The organism is Methylobacterium aquaticum, from assembly GCF_001043915.1.
GTDB lineage: Bacteria > Pseudomonadota > Alphaproteobacteria > Rhizobiales > Beijerinckiaceae > Methylobacterium > Methylobacterium aquaticum.
On record NZ_LABX01000290.1, the window covers coordinates 1 to 14,786 of the forward strand.

The following is a 14,786-nucleotide window of genomic DNA, read 5'->3' on the forward strand; positions in this document are numbered from 1 at the left end:
CACCAAGTCGTAGACCGTCGTGCAGGCTGACCCGGCGAGCTCGGGCAGGGCCTCGTCCCAGTGCAGGTCTGCCGTCGGGGCGTCGCGACGCGGGCTGCGCGGCCAGCGCGCCAGGACATAGCGCACCAGGGGTTCGAAGGGGTGGGGGTCGGCGCGTGTCGGGGCCGGGCAGACGCCACGCATGATCGCGTGCGCGCTGTAGGCCTCCGCCCCGTCGAGGGCGTCGGTCGTCATGGAGTGCTCCATCGTGCAGCGCCGAGGGGGACCCCTTCGAGCGCGGAGCCGATGGTTCTAGCTCCTATTCCTTAATGACCCCTGTCACCGCGTCCCGCCAAGCCGACTTTTCCCGCCGGGCGACCATCAGGATCTCGATGGCATTCCTTGCGGTCTCGATGGTCTCCTCGAACTGCGCGCGCGGATGCGAGCCCTCCGCGGCCTTGGTCGCGTACCGCGCCAGCGCGAGCAGGAGGCCGCCCAGGGCCTCGGGCGCGTGGGAGTCCGTCGTCTGCGCGAGCGCGAGCAGCACGGACGGCGGCAGGCCCTGGCGGGCGAGACGGCTCATGGACAGGCCCCGGCGGTCGATGGCGAACGCCTCGGCGAATGCCGTGGTCCACCCGCCCGGCCAGAGCCGGTCCGCCGCGCGGTCGACGGCGTCCGCCAAGGCTGCGTTGACCTCGACCGGGTCAAGCGGCTGCGGCTCGCCCTCGCCGATCAGGTAAGGGCGGCGCTCGGGGTCGTATGCCAGCGCGAGGCGGCCGACGAGCCCGACGGCGGTCCAGGTCTTCGGCCGGCGCCAGCGGTCCGGCGACACGTATTGAAGCGAGATCTCCATGCCCCCCGGCATACCACGGGACCAGGGTGGACGTGGTTAACGGGATTGGTCGCTTTCGACCGACCGAGGCATCCTGGGGCCTCGGTGGAGTGTCTTAAACGACACCTCGGTTCGCCCCCGCGCTCTGAGCGCCGAAGATGGTGTCGTCTATATGAGTCAAATCGATATCGTCGAACTCGGAATAAGTATTAAGGAGGCCCGTCTCGCCCGAGGCCTGACGCAGGGCCAGGTGGCCGTCGCCATCGGCTCCAGCAGGACCCGGGTCGTCGCCTTTGAGAACGGGCGCAACCCCGACATGGCGTTCTCCGCGGTGCTGCGCATGATGAACGTCGTCGGCCTCGACTTCGCTATGGCGCGGGCCCGGGAGCATCCCCCGACGCTCGACGAGCTCCTGCGTGAGCAGGCCGAGGAAGACGAGCGCAACGCCCGCCGGGGCCCGCCGCGGCCGCGCTGGTAGTCCCCTGTCTATGGGCGGGCGCTCTAGAGCAGCCTGAAGTCGCGGGCGTTTTCGAGCCGCCACTGCCGCGTCCGGTCGAGCTCACCGTAGACCGAGATGAGACGCCCTTCCGTGTGCGCCTCCACAGCCTGCAGGTACTCCTCGGGGCCGAGGGACACCCTGACGTTCCGGGTGCCGAATTCCTCGCTCTGCCACTCGACGATGACGTCCTGCAATCCGGAGATACTGTAGAGGTCGGCCGGGGTGTCCATCGAGTGGAGCGTCCGCACCCGCCCGACGATGGTTCTGCGCCGCTCATAGTCGACGGCGCGGAGAACCCGGGCCGCCTCCTGCAGAACGGCCACGCCCCGCGCTTGGCCAAGGGTCACCGCCGGCGCGTCACCAAGGTCGGGGGGCACACCCCATTCCGGCGAGAATAGCACCTGGAAGTGCACCTTGGCGACCTGCGGCTCGGAGACCAGGGCGGTGAGCTCTTCGACGGCGTTAGCGTTGAGGCCGGTCTGGTAGCCTTGCGCGATCAAAGCCGGGTCCTCCTGCTCGATGGCTGCCTCGACCGTGCGCAGGCCCCGAGCCAGGCGCTGGACCGCGCGACGTTCCAGGGGAAGCGCACCGAGCTCCCCGCCAAGCGCCAGTGTCTCCACCTCGCCGTCATCGAGCGTTCTGGAGCCGCACGGGGACTCGACGGTGAAGCCGAAGCTGCCCCGGAAGGTATGTCCGAACCGACAGTCGTCGGCGTACCGCTGGGCCACGGTGCTGACGCGCTGGTAGAATGGGCCTACGTGCAGCTCGGCATGGGCTACCGCTTCGAGCGTCCCGTGCATCCGCCGGATGAACGCCTCTGCCGTGCCGAGCCGGATGGTGTCCTGCCGAATGGGCGAGACCGGCAGGCGCGAGCGGACGAGGTCATAGGAGATCGCACGGATGGCCGCGGCGACGACGTCGAACGGTCGCTCCTCCATGGCTGTGAGGGTCACCAGCGCGGAGGTGAGCTTTTCTCGCAGATCACGGACCTGCGGGGTGGCGGGCAAGAAGATCTCGACCTGATCCCCATCGCCCTTCGCGAACAGGACGGCACCATCCCGGAGGACGGAACGCCTCCAGCCGGTTTTGGCCAGGTAGCGCTTGAGGGAGCCTAGAGGCACGCCCTCGATGATGTCGACCGGCGCTGTCATAGCGCCAGCGCCTCTGCGCGGGCGGTCGCCATGATCTCTCTGAGGCTATCCGCCGTGAGAACCTGAGATCTCGGGATACGGATGCGAACGCTCGACGCATTCGTCGTCGGCGGCCCCGGCGGACGGTACCAGTAGCAGCATCGCCGGAGGTGTAGGTGTTCCTCAGACCCGACGACCCAGTCGACGGCCTCGGGGGGCATGCAGAGCAGGATGAGGATGGCCATTGCCTGACCCCTTTCCCGGTCCGTGAGGATCTGGTGCGCCCTAGCAGATAGGTCGTAAACGACGTGGTCGGCCTCGTGGCGCCACACCGTCGTGGCCTTCATCTGGAACTCGACCGGGAAGGCTGACTGGACCAGTTTTCCTCCGACATTCTTGACCGGATGGAACGTCCCGTCGATGCCGTAGTCGAAGGTCGTACGCGCGCCGAGGTTCAGCCCGGCCGCGCCGGCGAGGGCATGGACGTAGGCGTTTGAGATGGCCTCCTGCGCATGCTCCAGGGTGATCAAGCCCGCCCGGCCTTCTACTCGTGCCCAGACCTGAGGTTCTCACAGGCCAAGGTGAGGGAGTCCAGGGGCTGTCGGGTCGGTTCTAATACCCTGCGCCGGAAATCCGGCGGGCCGCCCGGCGTCGTGGCCCGAGGGCCCGCGCCACGTCGGCCGGACGCGTTGCTCGCACGAAGCCAGGTACACCCCGGCGCGCCGCGACGGACGACCCCAGATCCTCGGCCATGGCGCGTCGCAATGCGTCCCGTTCCTCTCCGGCGGCTGCTGCCACGATGTCGTCCAAGCTCAACATTGCTCCTCTCCTTTCGAGAACAAATAGAGAACTAAGGTGTGGGTTCCAGGGGTAGGACGCAAGGCGAAATCCGCGTGCTCTAGTGTCCAGGCCATCGGGCCAGGGAAAACGTAACCACGCCCTTAGACGGCGCTTGCCGCCCCCGACGCGAGCTGCGATCCCTCGCTCACCGACGCCCCACGAGGCCTGCCGTGAAACGCATACGCCACCCCCGCACCAGCGAGACCACCCCCGGGGCGTGACCGTGCGCGGCAGCCCCCGCTACGGAGGCTGCCTTCATGAAGACCAAGCATAACCACTTCGCCGGTTCGACCACCTGGTTCACCGCCGACACCCACTTCGGGCACCGCGGGATCCTCAAGATGGAGAACCGCCCCTGGGACGACATCGCCCGCCACGACGACGACCTGGTGCACGCCTGGAACTCGCGTGTCCGGCCGGGGCACGACGTCTTCCACTTGGGCGACTTCGCCATGAACTCCAGCGCCGAGCGTTGCCAGGAGTTGTTTTCGCGGCTCAACGGGAAGCTGCATCTCATCATCGGCAACCACGACGGCGACCGTCACGTGCAGCTTCCTTGGGCGTCCCCGCCTGCCGACCTGCGGACGATCTTCGTCGACCGGGTCCGCATCGTCCTCTGCCACTATGGCTTGCGGACCTGGAACGGCTCGTGGCGCGGCGCGCTCCACGTTTACGGGCACTCGCACGGCAAGCTGCCGGGCACGTCCCGCTCCCTCGACGTCGGCGTCGACGCCTGGGGGTACCGCCCAGTGTCCCTCGCCGAGATCCGCGAGCGCATGGCGGAGACGCCCGAGACCGACGAGGAGCGTCGGATCGCGGAGGAAGCCGCGAAGGCAGAGCGGGAGGCCGAGGAGGCCTAAACGCGAAGGGCCCCGGGGAGCGTCCTGGGGCCCTTCTCTATTCCGCTTCCGCGATGGCGGCGGCCGCCCGGCGCAGGGCCAGGGCCCGCGCCTCTAGCGGCGACGCCTCCCTTTCGAGCAAAGCGAGCAGCGCCGGCGCCACCGTGTCTGGGATGCCCCTCTGCCCGGCGGCCCACCGCTGCATGAGGCGTGCGTCGACGTCGAGGGCGGACGCAAGGGGGCGGCGCCACTCGGAACCGAACAACGCCTCGCCGGCGGCGGCGAGCAGATCGGGCGTCACGCCTCCGTCCTCCAGACGCACGAGCCAGACCACTCCGTGATCCAGGCGATGAGCTCCAGGGGCTCGCCGGGCGTGCCGCAGGCCCACGCCAGGACCTCGCCGCTCGCGAGCGTTCCCAGGTAGGCGTCGCCCGGCCGGTCCTCGCGGTACCAGGCCGGGCGCGGTCGCGTGCAGGCTCCAGCTATGGAGGCCGCGGCGAGCTTGGCATCGGCCTCGGTTCGGGCGGCCCGCAGGACCTGGATGGCGGGCAGAGCGCCCAGGGACGCGCGGCGGGCGGCGAGGTCGTGGATGACGATGAGGTTGTTGTCGTTCATGTCCGTGCCCCCCGTCAGATGGTCAGGCCGAGGGCGCGGTCGTCGGCGTCGAGGACCGCGAGGTCGCGCTCCAGGAGCACCTGCGCGAGGTCGACCTGGAAGCCGCTGAGGCCCTCGCGCTCGCGGCGCTTGCGACCCTCGGGCAGCGCATTCGTGTAGAAGAGGCGGACCTCGATCTTCCCCTCGATGTCGATGTCGTTCTCCAGGGCCCAGTTGACCCAGGCCTCCTTGATCGGGCGGGTGCTGCGCCAGTCGGCCTAGATGACGAGGTCGAGCTCCGGATGCGGGTACTCGTCGTATGGTGCCGCGATGCGGGCATGCACGACCGGCGTAGCGCCGGCGGCGTGGAGCGCGTCGGCGATGCGCTCGCGCTCGGCCTGTTCGAGGTGGTGGGCGGGACGCGAGAGGATGGGGGCGGTGGGACGCATGATGCCGAGGTCTCCCGTGCGGCGGATGGGCGGTCGGCAGGGCCGACCGCATAGGTGAATGGTACGATTCGCGCGGCATCCCGCCAGGCCCCCCGGGCCGTGTGGCTTTCGTCGCGCGGGCGCACCCTGCCGGGGTCACTTCCGAAGGAGGAACCACCCATGCGCCTGATGCGCTTCTTCGCCCTCGCCATGAGGGCCGCCCTCGCGGCCATGGCCGCCGCCCCGCGTCTTATCTGGGACGGTGCGCGGTGGGTCGCCCGGGCCATCACTGCCCCGCCGCCCGCGGTCGCCGATGCCCAGGCCGAGGCGATGGCCGAGATAGAGGCCGCCGCGCAGGAGGACGTGGCGGCGCAGGCCAAGCCCGTCGGCGCGCCGGCCGACGTCCACGAGGCCTGGGGGCGCGCCGCCGTCGCCCATCTCGCCCCGCTCCCGGGGCAGGCTTCTGAGGCAACGGCATGCCTCGACGATGCGGCGCGGCGCTACCTCGACCGGCTGACACCGGAGCAGGCCCTCCGGTTGGCGTCGATGGAGCACCGCCATGTCGGGGCGCACCTGCTCGGCGACCGGCCGCTCGCCGCGCTGCCCCGGCCGATCACAGTGGCGGAATGGCAGGCTGAGGAGAAGGGGCGCCTCGCCGCGGCGGCGAAGCCGCGGACGCGTCCGGACGCCGAGCCGCAGCGCGGACGTCGAGACGCGTCCCACCGGCCGGCGCCGGCCTTCGCCGCCGCCTGATCGAGCGCCCGCCCGAAACCAGCAAGCCCGCCCCGGGAGACCGAGGCGGGCTTATTTATTTTCGAAATACGCAGTTTGGCTCGGTATGACTTGCTTGAGACGGTTGACTCTTACTGCGCGCACCTGGGCTGACATCCCGTGATGCCACGATGGCATTCGCTCATGCCGCGGCGGCACGCGCCCGAAGCGCCAGGATGCGCAGGCGCTGCTCGTCGTCGGCACGCTGAGCGGCTTCGGCGCGGGACGCGTCCGCTTGCCTGGCACGGGCCGCTGCAACACGTCCGGCGCGAACGCGGGCGGCGACGGCGCGCCACTCGTCCGCGGTCTCGGCGTCGCGCTCGGCGCGAGCGAACTTGGCAGTGATGAGAGCGGTGCCGAGAGCCCCGGCGAAGGAATAGGCGGCGGTCTCGAAGGACGCGCCGACCTGGTGGGCGCTGGTGTGATAGTGCGTCATCAGGGCGGCCTCCGTCGTTGCGTGTGCCCAGGGATCGCAGCTCCCCGAATCGGTGCCAAGAGTCGGCGCCCGGTTTCGTGTGGGCAGGGTGAATGAAGTCCTGGGCGCAAGACTTCGGCCGGACGCGCTAACATAAAGGGCGCCTCTTCAAAAAGGAGCGCCCCGTTACCTCTAGGGATTGAAACGGATACTTGGCTGGACGCCGTCCGGCTGGCCGGCGCTTAGCCAGCCGATTACGCCTGGGCGGCCTCCGGGAGCAGCTTCCCGGCGATGACCGTGCGCCGCATGACCGGATCGACACCCCGCGCCCGCAGGGCCTCCATCGCGTAGCGTAGGACGGGGCCGATCTCGACGGTGAGCCCCTCCACGGTCCCGGCGCGCCGCACTAGGGCGGGGACGCCGGCCTCGCGCATCGCCCGAGCGAGCGCCCAAGCGACGGCGCTGTCGACCGTGCGGGTGTCCGGGACGCCCTGGCGACGACGGGCGGCGCGCTCGACGCGCTTTCGGGCGGCATCCTGCCGACGGGCTGCGGCGGCCGCGGCGGCGCCGGACTGCACGGGCTCTTCCGGCACCTCCTCGGGCAAGGCGATGGCCGGAACCGGCATCTCGTCGAATGCGACCTCGGGATCGACCGGGGGCGTGAGGTCCTTGTCCGGCTCGTAGTCGCCGGGCGGCAGGGGCGTGTCGTCGCTGTCGGCGTAGATCTCATCCAGCATGTCGCTGATGAAGGGGTCCTGGTCGTCGCGGTCGTCGATGCGCACGGGGCTCTCCCGGGGTGACGAGCGAATCTCCCACCGAGGCACGAAAGCCACCAGCCGCCGTCCCTGTGGACGGCGGCTGGGCGCCGGCGTCCGGAAATCCGGCGGTAACCCCTCGCCGCCATCCCCAAGGACGGTGGCGGAGGGCGCGCGATGAATGAGATGACCAACCTGGCGACGGCCGAGCGGGCCTTCCTGTTGGAGAAAGCCCAGCGTCGGGTCGCCGATGCCCACAATCGGCTTGAGCTACGCCAGCCCGGCAACACCGTTCGCTTCCCCGACGGCTCGGTCGGCTGCCGCCCGACGCCCGAGTACGACGAGGCGTTCGAGCGGTGGGAGGCGGCCAAGGCGAAGCTCATGCGCCTGTACCGTGAGACTGTCGTTGCTTCGGACCTACCCGGCGACTTGGTCCGCGAGGTCCTGCTCGCCCGCGTGGCGCATGCCGGGGCCAAGGCCTGGTGCAAGGGAATCGCCGCCATCCCAGGTGCGCCCGACCTCGACCTAGACCGGGTCAAGGCCGAGGTTTCCGCACTGCGTACGAGGGAGCGCGAGCGGGTCTCCGAGGCCCTCCGGGTCGCCATGATGCTGGAGGACGAGGAGGCCGCCGACCGGCGTGGTCAAGGACCGGCGAACTAAACCTCGCTAGTGCTAGGCGTAGCCGGAGGTACGACGCGTGGACGACATCCCCGAAACCCGCATGGAGCAGGTCGCGATGATGGAGGGCATCCTCATCTCGCGGGCGACCGGCGGCTCGCCCGACGGGCACACCTACGAGTACCTGCGCCGCGAGGTGCTCGCCGAAGCCGATCTCAAGCCGCTGATGCCGGAGTTCGTCCGGACCTGCCGCGACCTCGGGGCCTTCTGGTCCCACGTCAAGCCGCGGTTTGACCGGTACGAGGAGCGGCGGACGTATATCCGCGATGCCTTCGCACCGGTGATGGATCACCTAGAAGGCCGCAACCGCGCCCCCGGCGACGCGGTGGTGGGGGACGCGCTTGTGTCGTTCGACGCCGAGGGGGTCCACGCAGTCTGGACCAAGGCCCTCGCGCGCCGGACCGCCGACCCCGAAGGCGCCATCACGGTTGCCCGCACCCTGCTGGAGGCTGTGTGCAAGCACATCCTCGACGGGCTCGACATCAGCTACGCTTCGAAGGACGACCTGCCCAAGCTCTACGGCGCCGTCGCCACCGGGCTGAGGCTGGCCCCGGACCAGCACCGAGACGTGCCGATCAAGGCCATCCTCGGCGGGGCCATGCACCTCGTGAACGGGCTCGGCACGCTCCGGAACCGGTTCTCCGACGCGCACGCCGACGACCCGCCGACGGACGAGCGTCCCCGCGTTCGTCCTTCGCCGCGGCACGCCAGCCTCGCGGTCAACGCGGCCGGGGCCGTCGCCACCTTCCTCGTCGAGACCTACCAGGAGCGCGGCAAGAGTTGACGTGACCCGTCGGGCGCGTGCCCTAGAACGGGCCACGGGGCCGATGGCAGGCTGGTTCCGTGATGCCTCGAAGGGCCGGCCGCGCGTCGGCGCCCGCGTCGCCGACCACCCCGCCGGAGGGCCTTCCGGGCGGGGTTTTGGCGCGTTTCTGTCCCCATATCTGTCCCCGTAGGTTTTGGGGATGGGGCGCCGACGGCGTTCTACAGAGGGAAATGATGGTGGGCCCGGCAGGACTCGAACCTGCAACCAGACCGTTATGAGCGGTCGGCTCTAACCATTGAGCTACAGGCCCCGGCCCTTCGAGCTTTAGGAGAAACCCGGGTCAGCGTCCAGAGGCTGTGCGGCCGGGCAGGGCCTCGTCGACCGAGAGGCTGCCGAGATAGGTCTCGACCACCCGTGCGTCGCCTTGCAGGGTGCGGCTGTCGCCCTGGAGCACCACGCTGCCGCCGTCGAGGACGTAGCCGTGATCGGCGATCTGGAGCGCCGCGCGGGCGTTCTGCTCGACAAGGAGGATCGCCACGCCTTCGTCGCGCAGGCGCGCCACCATCCGCATCACCTCGGCGACGATCAGCGGCGCGAGGCCGAGGCTCGGCTCGTCGAGCATCAGGAGGCGGGGGCGGCCCATCAGGGCGCGGGCCATGGCGAGCATCTGGCGCTCGCCGCCCGAGAGCGTGCCGGCCTGCTGGCGCCGGCGCTCGGCGAGGCGGGGGAAGAGCCGGTACATCTCGCCGAGGTCGCCGCCGCCGTCCTTGCCCCGTGCCGTGTGGCGGAACCGGAAGGCGCCGAGCTTCAGGTTGTCCTCGACGCTCATGGTCGCGAACAGTTCGCGGCGCTCGGGGATCAGGCTCAGGCCCTGCGCCACCCGCGCCTCGATCGGCAGCCGCGTCAGGTCGCGGCCCTCGAACAGGATCCGGCCGCGGGCCGGCAGCACCCCCATCAGGGCGTTCAGGAGCGTCGTCTTGCCGGCGCCGTTGGCACCCAGCACTGTCACGAGCCGCCCCGGCGCGACCGTCAGCGAGACGCCGCGCACGGCCTCGACCCTGCCGTAGGCGACCGAGAGGGTCTCGGCCTCGAGCATCGGCTGCGTCATGCGGCGCTCCCCAGATAGGCCTCGATCACGGCGGGGTCGCGGCGCACGGTGGCCGGCGCCCCCTCGCACAGCTTGGCGCCGAAATTCATCACCACCAGCCGGTCGGCGAGCCCCATCACGAAGTCCATGTCGTGCTCGACCAGGAGGATGCCCAAGCCCTCCTGACGCAGGCGGCGCAGCAGGTCCCCCAGAGCCTGCTTCTCCTGGTGGCGAAGCCCTGCGGCCGGCTCGTCGAGGAGGAGGAGCTGGGGCCCGAGGCACAGCGCCCGGGCGATCTCGACGATGCGCTGCTGGCCGAGCGCCAAGCCGCCCGCCGGCAGGTCGCGGCAGGCCGACAGGCCCACCCGGGCGAGCTGCCTGTCGGCCTCGGCGAAGAGGGCGGCCTCCTCCGCCGCATCGAGCCCGAGCGCGCCGCGGACAGGACCGGCCGAGCCGCGCAGATGGGCCCCGAGCGCCACGTTCTCGATCACCGACATGCCGGCCACGAGCTTGACGTGCTGGAAGGTGCGGGCGCAGCCGAGCCGGGCGATGCGCCGGGCCGGCAGGCCGGTGACGTCCCGGCCGGCGAGGCGGACCGCCCCGGCGCTGAGGCGGGCCACACCCGTGACGAGGTTGAAGGTGGTGCTCTTGCCGGCGCCGTTCGGCCCGATCAGCGCCACCACCTCGCCGGCTGCGACCGTAAAGCCGATGTCGTTGACCGCGACGAGGCCGCCGAAGGTCTTTCTGAGGCTCGCGGCCTCCAGCAGCATCGTCCCGGGGCTGGCAGCCGGGCGCGAGGCCAGGGGCTGCGCGGCGGGCCCGCGCGCGGGCGGAGCCGCGACGGAGCGGCGCACGATCAGCGGCCACAGCCCGTCCGGGGCGCGCTGGAGCATCAGCACCAGCAGGATCCCGAACACGATCGCCTCGAAATTGCCTTGGGCCCCGAAGACCAGCGGCAGCACGTTCTGGAGCTGGTCCTTGAGCACCGTCACCAGCACGGCGCCGAAGACGCCGCCGCCGATCGCGCCAGCCCCGCCGATCACCGCCATCAGCAGGTACTCGATGCCCGCATTGATGCCGAACGGCGTCGGGTTGATGGCGCGCTGGATATGGGCATAGAGCCAGCCCGACAGGGCCGCCAGCAAGGCCGCGTAGACGAAGGCGACGATCTTCACCCGCGCGGTGTCGACCCCGAAGGATTCCGCCGCCACGACGCCGCCTTTCAGCGCCCGGATCGCCCGGCCGGTGCGCGAGCGCAAGAGGCGGTGGGTGAGCCACAGGCACACGCCCAAGAAGCCCCAGGTCAGCAGCAGCGCCTCGCCCCCGCCCAGGATCGGATGGCCGAGGATCGTGATCGGCGGCAGGCCGGTCAGCCCGTCGTAGCGGCCGAGCGCGTCGGTGTTGCCCAGCACGTAGAAGAACGAGATGTTCCAGGCGATCGTGCCGAGCGGCAGGTAATGGCCCGACAGACGGAGCGTGATCGCGCCGACGATCCAGGCGGCGCCGGCCGACAGGAGCAACGCCACCGGCAGCGAGAGCCAGGGCGAGAGCCCGCCCTGCGTGGTGAGGAGCGCCGTGGCATAGGCGCTGAGGCCGACGAACATCGCCTGCCCGAACGAGGTGATGCCGGCGACGCCGGTCAGCACCACGAGGCCCGTGACCACGATGGCGGAGAGGCCCGCATAGGTCAGCAGCGTGAGCCAGAACGGCGGCACGCCGGGCAGGACAGGGAGGGCGACGATCAGCAGGGCGCCGAGCCCGGCCAGCAGACGGGTGGGCATCTTACTCCTCGTCCTCGATCGGGGCCGAGCGCAGGGAGCGCCAGAGCAGGACCGGGATGATCGCCATGAACACGATCACCTCCTTGAAGGCGCTGGCCTCGAACGAGGCGATGGATTCGATGATGCCGACGAGGATCGCCGCCGCCGCCGCCGCCGGGTAGCTCGCCAGGCCCGCGATGATCGCCGCGACGAAGCCCTTGAGGCCGATCAGGAAGCCGGTGTCGTAATAGACCGTGGTGAGCGGCGCGATCAGCACGCCCGACAGCGCCCCGATGAAGGCCGCGACCGAGACGCTGAGCCGCCCGGCCAGCGAGGGCGCGATGCCCATCAGCCGGGCGCCGAGGCGGTTCACCGCCGTGGCGATGAGGGCCTTGCCGAGCAGCGTGCGCGAGAAGAACAGCCAGAGCGCGACGATGATCGCGAGCGTCAAGCCGATCATCCACAGCGACTGCCCGCTGACCAGCAGGGGGCCGGCCGGGAACGACGCCTCCGACAGGGGCGGGGTGCGCGAGCCTTCCGCGCCGAAGAAGACGAGGCCGAGCCCCGTCAGCGCCAGGTGCACGCCGACCGAGGCGATCAGCAGCACCAGCACCGAGGCATGGGCCAGCGGCCGGAACGCCACCGCGTAGAGGAAGCCGCCCATCGGCGTCACGATCGCGAGGGTGACCAGGATCTCGATCAGCAGCCCCGGCTTCATCGGCGCGAGAATCCAGGCCGCCGCGGCGACGAGGGCCGGCAGGACGAGGTCCCGGAGCCCGAGGCGCAAGAGCGTCCGCCCGTCGAGGCTGTGGCGCGCCTCGGCGCAATCGGCCAGGAAGGCGAGCCCGCCGAGGCCGAGAAGGAGCGGGACCGTGCCCGGCAGCGTGCCGGCCTCCAGGCTCGCGAGCGTCAGCGCCCCGTAGGCGACGAACTCGCCCTGCGGGATCAGGATGACCCGGGTGACGGTGAAGACCAGGACCAGCGACAGGGCGATCAGCGCGTAGATCGCGCCGTTCACGACGCCGTCCTGGAGGAGGAGAAGGAGGATCGTGGCGTCCACGGAGGCATGTCCTGGGCGTCTTGGGGCCTGGGCGTCTTAGGGCCTGGGCGTCTTGGGGCCTGGGCGTCTTGGGGATTGTTGTCGTTCTTATATCCATTCCACCCGTGACCTCATCCTGAGGTGCGGGTGAAACGAGCCTCGAAGCAGGGTTCCGGTGATCGCAGAGATATCCGGAGCCCTCCTTTGAAGGTCAGCCCATCGAAAGTGGACTGACATCTCAGGATGAGGTGGAGCGAGAAAGCATTGCTGGGGCGCTTGACGCGGCCCCAACCCTCAATTCGTCGCCGACACCAGCTTCCAGCGGCCGTTCTCGATCGTCACCATCACGCGGGCGCGGTCGTCCTGCCCGACATGGTCCGTGGGAGTCATGGTGACGACGCCGTTGGTGTAGACGACGTCCTTCAATCCTTCGAGCGCGTCGCGCAGTGCCGAACGGAAGGCCGGCGTGCCGGGCTTGGCGGTCTTGAGCGCGACCGGAATCGCGTTCGCCAACAGCACCTCGGCGTCGTAGGCGTGGCCGCCGAAGGTCGCGAGCGAGCCCGCGCCGAACTTCGCCTCGTAGGCCCGGGTGTAATCGAGGGCGACCTTGCGCACCGGGTTCGATTCGGGGAGTTGCTCGGCGACCAGCAGCGGGCCGGCCGGCAGCACCGTGCCTTCCAGGTCCTTGCCGCCGACGCGCAGGAAGTCGGCATTGGCGACGCCGTGGGTCTGGTAATACTTGCCGGCGTAGCCGCGCTCCTTGAGCGTCTTCTGCGGCAGGGCGGCGGGAGTGCCCGAGCCGGCGATCAGCACCGCGTCGGGACGCGCCGCCATCACCTTCAGCACCTGGCCGGTGACGCTGGTATCGGTCCGGGCGTAGCGCTCGCTCGCGGCGAGCTTGATGCCCTTGGCCTCCAGCCGCGGGGTGATCTCGGCGAGCCAGCCGTCGCCATAGGCGTCGTTGAAGCCGATGAAGCCGACCGACTTCACGCCGGCCTTGGCCATGTGGGTGGCGATCGCCTCGGCCATCAGGGCGTCGTTCTGCGGCGCCTTGAACACCCAGCGGCGCTTGTCGTCCATCGGGGCGACGATCTTGGAGGAGGCGGCCAGGCTGATCATCGGCACCTTGGCCTCGGCCGCGACCTCGACCATCGCGAGCGAGACCGGCGTCACCGACGAGCCGACGATGGCGTCGACCTTGTCGTCGCTCGCCAGCTTGCGGGCATTGGCGACGCCCTTCGTCGTGTCGGTCGCGTCGTCGAGGACGATCCACTCCACCGTCTGGCCGCCGATCTCGGTCGGCAGCAGCGTCATGGTGTTGGCCTGCGGGATTCCGAGGGAGGCCGCGGGTCCGGTCTTGGCGATGGTCACGCCGATCTTGATCGGCTGCGCCAGCGATGGGCCGGCCAGAACGGTGCCGGCGAGGGCGAGCGTCCAGACGATGCGCCTCATGGTTATGTCCTCCCCTTCGGAGCCGTGCCGGTTCAGGTCCGGTCACCGGCATCGCGGGCCTCGTTGGACCCGTCCGTTCGTGCTTTGCAATCCCGCGCGGCGTCCGTCTACCCTGGCGTTCGGCTAGCGGCGTCGCGCGTTTGACTTCGCCCGCACAGCTTTATAATTTACCGTCCGGTTGGTCAATAGATCGCGCCGGCGGCTCCCACGAGGCGGTCCGACACGGCGGGACGGGAGGGCACGCCCAATGAGTCAGGCAAGCCACGAGACGAGCGAGACCCTGGTGCTGGTCGCGCATCACGCGGGCTACCGCGTGCTCACCCTCAACCGGCCGGACCGGCTGAACGCCTTCACCGAGCCGCTGCATCTCGCCCTGCGCGGCGCCTTGAGCGAGGCCGCCGCCGACCCGGAGTGCCGGGCGCTGATCCTCACCGGAGCCGGCCGCGGCTTCTGCGCCGGCCAGGACCTCGCCGCGCGCAACTTCGCGCCGGACGTGGAGCCGGACCTCTCGCGCACTCTCGATGCCTTCTACAATCCGCTGGTGCGCCAGATCCGCGACCTGCCGATGCCGCTGATCTGCGCCGTCAACGGCGTGGCGGCTGGGGCCGGCGCCAGCCTCGCCTTCCACGGCGATCTCGTGCTCGCCGCGCGCTCGGCCAAGTTCCTCCAGGCTTTCGCCAAGCTCGGGCTGATCCCGGATGCCGGCGGCACCTGGCTCTTGCCGCGCCTCGCCGGCCGGGCCCGGGCCCGCGGCATGGCGCTGCTGGCCGAGCCGATCACCGCCGAGCAGGCCGAGACCTGGGGCATGATCTGGCGGGTGGTCGACGACGCGGATTTGATGGCCGAGGCCCATCGCCTCGCCGCGCAGCTCGCGCAGGCGCCGACCTACGGGCTCGCCCTGATCCGCCGCGCCCTCGACGCC

At 70.4% G+C, this 14,786-nt stretch carries 19 protein-coding genes and 1 tRNA gene; 6 read left to right on the forward strand and 14 right to left on the reverse strand.

Annotation, left to right across the window (positions count from 1 at the left end; all coding sequences use genetic code 11):
* Window positions 1–234: hypothetical protein (locus tag VP06_RS29750; RefSeq protein ID WP_210168133.1), on the reverse strand; the 234-nt coding region annotated here is incomplete at its 3' end.
* Window positions 235–298: 64 nt separating this feature from the next.
* Window positions 299–832, reverse strand: a complete 534-nt coding sequence (locus VP06_RS33945; protein ID WP_053082093.1) for a hypothetical protein — start codon at window positions 830–832, stop codon at window positions 299–301.
* Between the two features lie 151 nt (window positions 833–983).
* Here VP06_RS33945 and VP06_RS29760 point away from each other — a divergent pair, with 151 nt between their 5' ends.
* Window positions 984–1,289: a helix-turn-helix domain-containing protein gene (locus tag VP06_RS29760; protein WP_082167700.1), complete on the forward strand. Its 306-nt coding sequence runs from the start codon at window positions 984–986 to the stop codon at window positions 1,287–1,289.
* Between the two features lie 23 nt (window positions 1,290–1,312).
* Here VP06_RS29760 and VP06_RS29765 read toward each other — a convergent pair whose 3' ends face one another.
* Entirely contained in the window at window positions 1,313–2,461 is a 1,149-nt protein-coding gene (locus VP06_RS29765) for a hypothetical protein (RefSeq protein WP_048467432.1), read from the reverse strand.
* Window positions 2,458–2,970, reverse strand: a complete 513-nt coding sequence (locus VP06_RS29770; RefSeq protein WP_048467433.1) for a DUF4365 domain-containing protein — start codon at window positions 2,968–2,970, stop codon at window positions 2,458–2,460. The genes VP06_RS29765 and VP06_RS29770 overlap by 4 nt, the downstream gene beginning before the upstream one ends.
* Window positions 2,971–3,537: 567 nt before the next feature.
* On the opposite strand from VP06_RS29770, the gene VP06_RS29775 reads away from it, so the two are divergent.
* A complete protein-coding gene (locus tag VP06_RS29775; protein WP_048467434.1) occupies window positions 3,538–4,140 on the forward strand; it encodes a metallophosphoesterase in 603 nt (200 codons plus the stop codon).
* Window positions 4,141–4,177: 37 nt separating this feature from the next.
* Here the strand turns inward: VP06_RS29775 and VP06_RS29780 are convergent, their stop codons facing one another.
* From VP06_RS29780 to VP06_RS36820, 3 genes are all read right to left on the reverse strand, one after another.
* Window positions 4,178–4,420, reverse strand: a complete 243-nt coding sequence (locus tag VP06_RS29780) for a hypothetical protein (protein WP_048467435.1) — start codon at window positions 4,418–4,420, stop codon at window positions 4,178–4,180.
* Entirely contained in the window at window positions 4,417–4,734 is a 318-nt protein-coding gene (locus VP06_RS29785; protein ID WP_048467436.1) for a hypothetical protein, read from the reverse strand. Before VP06_RS29785 ends, VP06_RS29780 begins: the two co-directional genes overlap by 4 nt.
* A gap of 257 nt (window positions 4,735–4,991) precedes the next feature.
* Window positions 4,992–5,162, reverse strand: a complete 171-nt coding sequence (locus tag VP06_RS36820; RefSeq protein ID WP_156295846.1) for a hypothetical protein — start codon at window positions 5,160–5,162, stop codon at window positions 4,992–4,994.
* A gap of 159 nt (window positions 5,163–5,321) precedes the next feature.
* Here VP06_RS36820 and VP06_RS29790 point away from each other — a divergent pair, with 159 nt between their 5' ends.
* Window positions 5,322–5,894: a hypothetical protein gene (locus VP06_RS29790; RefSeq protein ID WP_048467437.1), complete on the forward strand. Its 573-nt coding sequence runs from the start codon at window positions 5,322–5,324 to the stop codon at window positions 5,892–5,894.
* A gap of 160 nt (window positions 5,895–6,054) precedes the next feature.
* On the opposite strand, the gene VP06_RS29795 is transcribed toward VP06_RS29790, so the two are convergent.
* Together VP06_RS29795 and VP06_RS29800 are read right to left on the reverse strand one after the other, a co-directional pair.
* Window positions 6,055–6,348 carry a hypothetical protein gene (locus VP06_RS29795; RefSeq protein ID WP_048467438.1) on the reverse strand — a complete coding sequence of 98 codons (294 nt, stop codon included), beginning with the start codon at window positions 6,346–6,348 and terminating at the stop codon, window positions 6,055–6,057.
* A gap of 233 nt (window positions 6,349–6,581) precedes the next feature.
* Window positions 6,582–7,109, reverse strand: a complete 528-nt coding sequence (locus VP06_RS29800) for a hypothetical protein (protein ID WP_048467439.1) — start codon at window positions 7,107–7,109, stop codon at window positions 6,582–6,584.
* A 150-nt stretch (window positions 7,110–7,259) separates the two neighbouring features.
* On the opposite strand from VP06_RS29800, the gene VP06_RS29805 reads away from it, so the two are divergent.
* Window positions 7,260–7,742 (forward strand): hypothetical protein, encoded by a 483-nt coding sequence (locus VP06_RS29805; RefSeq protein WP_048467440.1) that lies wholly within the window; start codon window positions 7,260–7,262, stop codon window positions 7,740–7,742.
* A gap of 37 nt (window positions 7,743–7,779) precedes the next feature.
* The gene (locus tag VP06_RS29810) at window positions 7,780–8,544 is read left to right on the forward strand and encodes an abortive infection family protein (RefSeq protein WP_245291369.1); all 765 of its coding nucleotides are present in this window, start codon (window positions 7,780–7,782) and stop codon (window positions 8,542–8,544) included.
* 216 nt (window positions 8,545–8,760) lie between these two features.
* Here VP06_RS29810 and VP06_RS29815 read toward each other — a convergent pair.
* The 5 genes from VP06_RS29815 to VP06_RS29835 form a co-directional block, all read right to left on the reverse strand.
* Window positions 8,761–8,836, reverse strand: a tRNA-Ile gene (locus tag VP06_RS29815).
* 30 nt (window positions 8,837–8,866) lie between these two features.
* Entirely contained in the window at window positions 8,867–9,634 is a 768-nt protein-coding gene (locus VP06_RS29820) for an ABC transporter ATP-binding protein (protein WP_048467441.1), read from the reverse strand.
* Window positions 9,631–11,394 (reverse strand): branched-chain amino acid ABC transporter ATP-binding protein/permease, encoded by a 1,764-nt coding sequence (locus VP06_RS29825; protein WP_048467442.1) that lies wholly within the window; start codon window positions 11,392–11,394, stop codon window positions 9,631–9,633. The genes VP06_RS29820 and VP06_RS29825 overlap by 4 nt, the downstream gene beginning before the upstream one ends.
* Window position 11,395: 1 nt before the next feature.
* A complete protein-coding gene (locus tag VP06_RS29830; RefSeq protein WP_048467443.1) occupies window positions 11,396–12,433 on the reverse strand; it encodes a branched-chain amino acid ABC transporter permease in 1,038 nt (345 codons plus the stop codon).
* A 273-nt stretch (window positions 12,434–12,706) separates the two neighbouring features.
* Window positions 12,707–13,864 (reverse strand): ABC transporter substrate-binding protein, encoded by a 1,158-nt coding sequence (locus tag VP06_RS29835; protein ID WP_048467444.1) that lies wholly within the window; start codon window positions 13,862–13,864, stop codon window positions 12,707–12,709.
* Window positions 13,865–14,111: 247 nt separating this feature from the next.
* Between VP06_RS29835 and VP06_RS29840 the strand changes: the two genes are divergently transcribed.
* Window positions 14,112–14,786 (forward strand): enoyl-CoA hydratase-related protein (locus VP06_RS29840; RefSeq protein WP_048467445.1); only part of this gene is annotated, 675 nt, incomplete at its 3' end.

Coding starts and splice junctions, on each gene's coding strand:
- VP06_RS33945 (WP_053082093.1), bottom strand. CDS start 832: ATGGAGATCTCGCTTCAATACGTGTCGCCGGACCGCTGGCGCCGGCCG.
- VP06_RS29760 (WP_082167700.1), top strand. CDS start 984: ATGAGTCAAATCGATATCGTCGAACTCGGAATAAGTATTAAGGAGGCC.
- VP06_RS29765 (WP_048467432.1), bottom strand. CDS start 2,461: ATGACAGCGCCGGTCGACATCATCGAGGGCGTGCCTCTAGGCTCCCTC.
- VP06_RS29775 (WP_048467434.1), top strand. CDS start 3,538: ATGAAGACCAAGCATAACCACTTCGCCGGTTCGACCACCTGGTTCACC.
- VP06_RS29785 (WP_048467436.1), bottom strand. CDS start 4,734: ATGAACGACAACAACCTCATCGTCATCCACGACCTCGCCGCCCGCCGC.
- VP06_RS36820 (WP_156295846.1), bottom strand. CDS start 5,162: ATGCGTCCCACCGCCCCCATCCTCTCGCGTCCCGCCCACCACCTCGAA.
- VP06_RS29790 (WP_048467437.1), top strand. CDS start 5,322: ATGCGCCTGATGCGCTTCTTCGCCCTCGCCATGAGGGCCGCCCTCGCG.
- VP06_RS29795 (WP_048467438.1), bottom strand. CDS start 6,348: ATGACGCACTATCACACCAGCGCCCACCAGGTCGGCGCGTCCTTCGAG.
- VP06_RS29805 (WP_048467440.1), top strand. CDS start 7,260: ATGAATGAGATGACCAACCTGGCGACGGCCGAGCGGGCCTTCCTGTTG.
- VP06_RS29820 (WP_048467441.1), bottom strand. CDS start 9,634: ATGACGCAGCCGATGCTCGAGGCCGAGACCCTCTCGGTCGCCTACGGC.
- VP06_RS29825 (WP_048467442.1), bottom strand. CDS start 11,394: ATGCCCACCCGTCTGCTGGCCGGGCTCGGCGCCCTGCTGATCGTCGCC.
- VP06_RS29835 (WP_048467444.1), bottom strand. CDS start 13,864: ATGAGGCGCATCGTCTGGACGCTCGCCCTCGCCGGCACCGTTCTGGCC.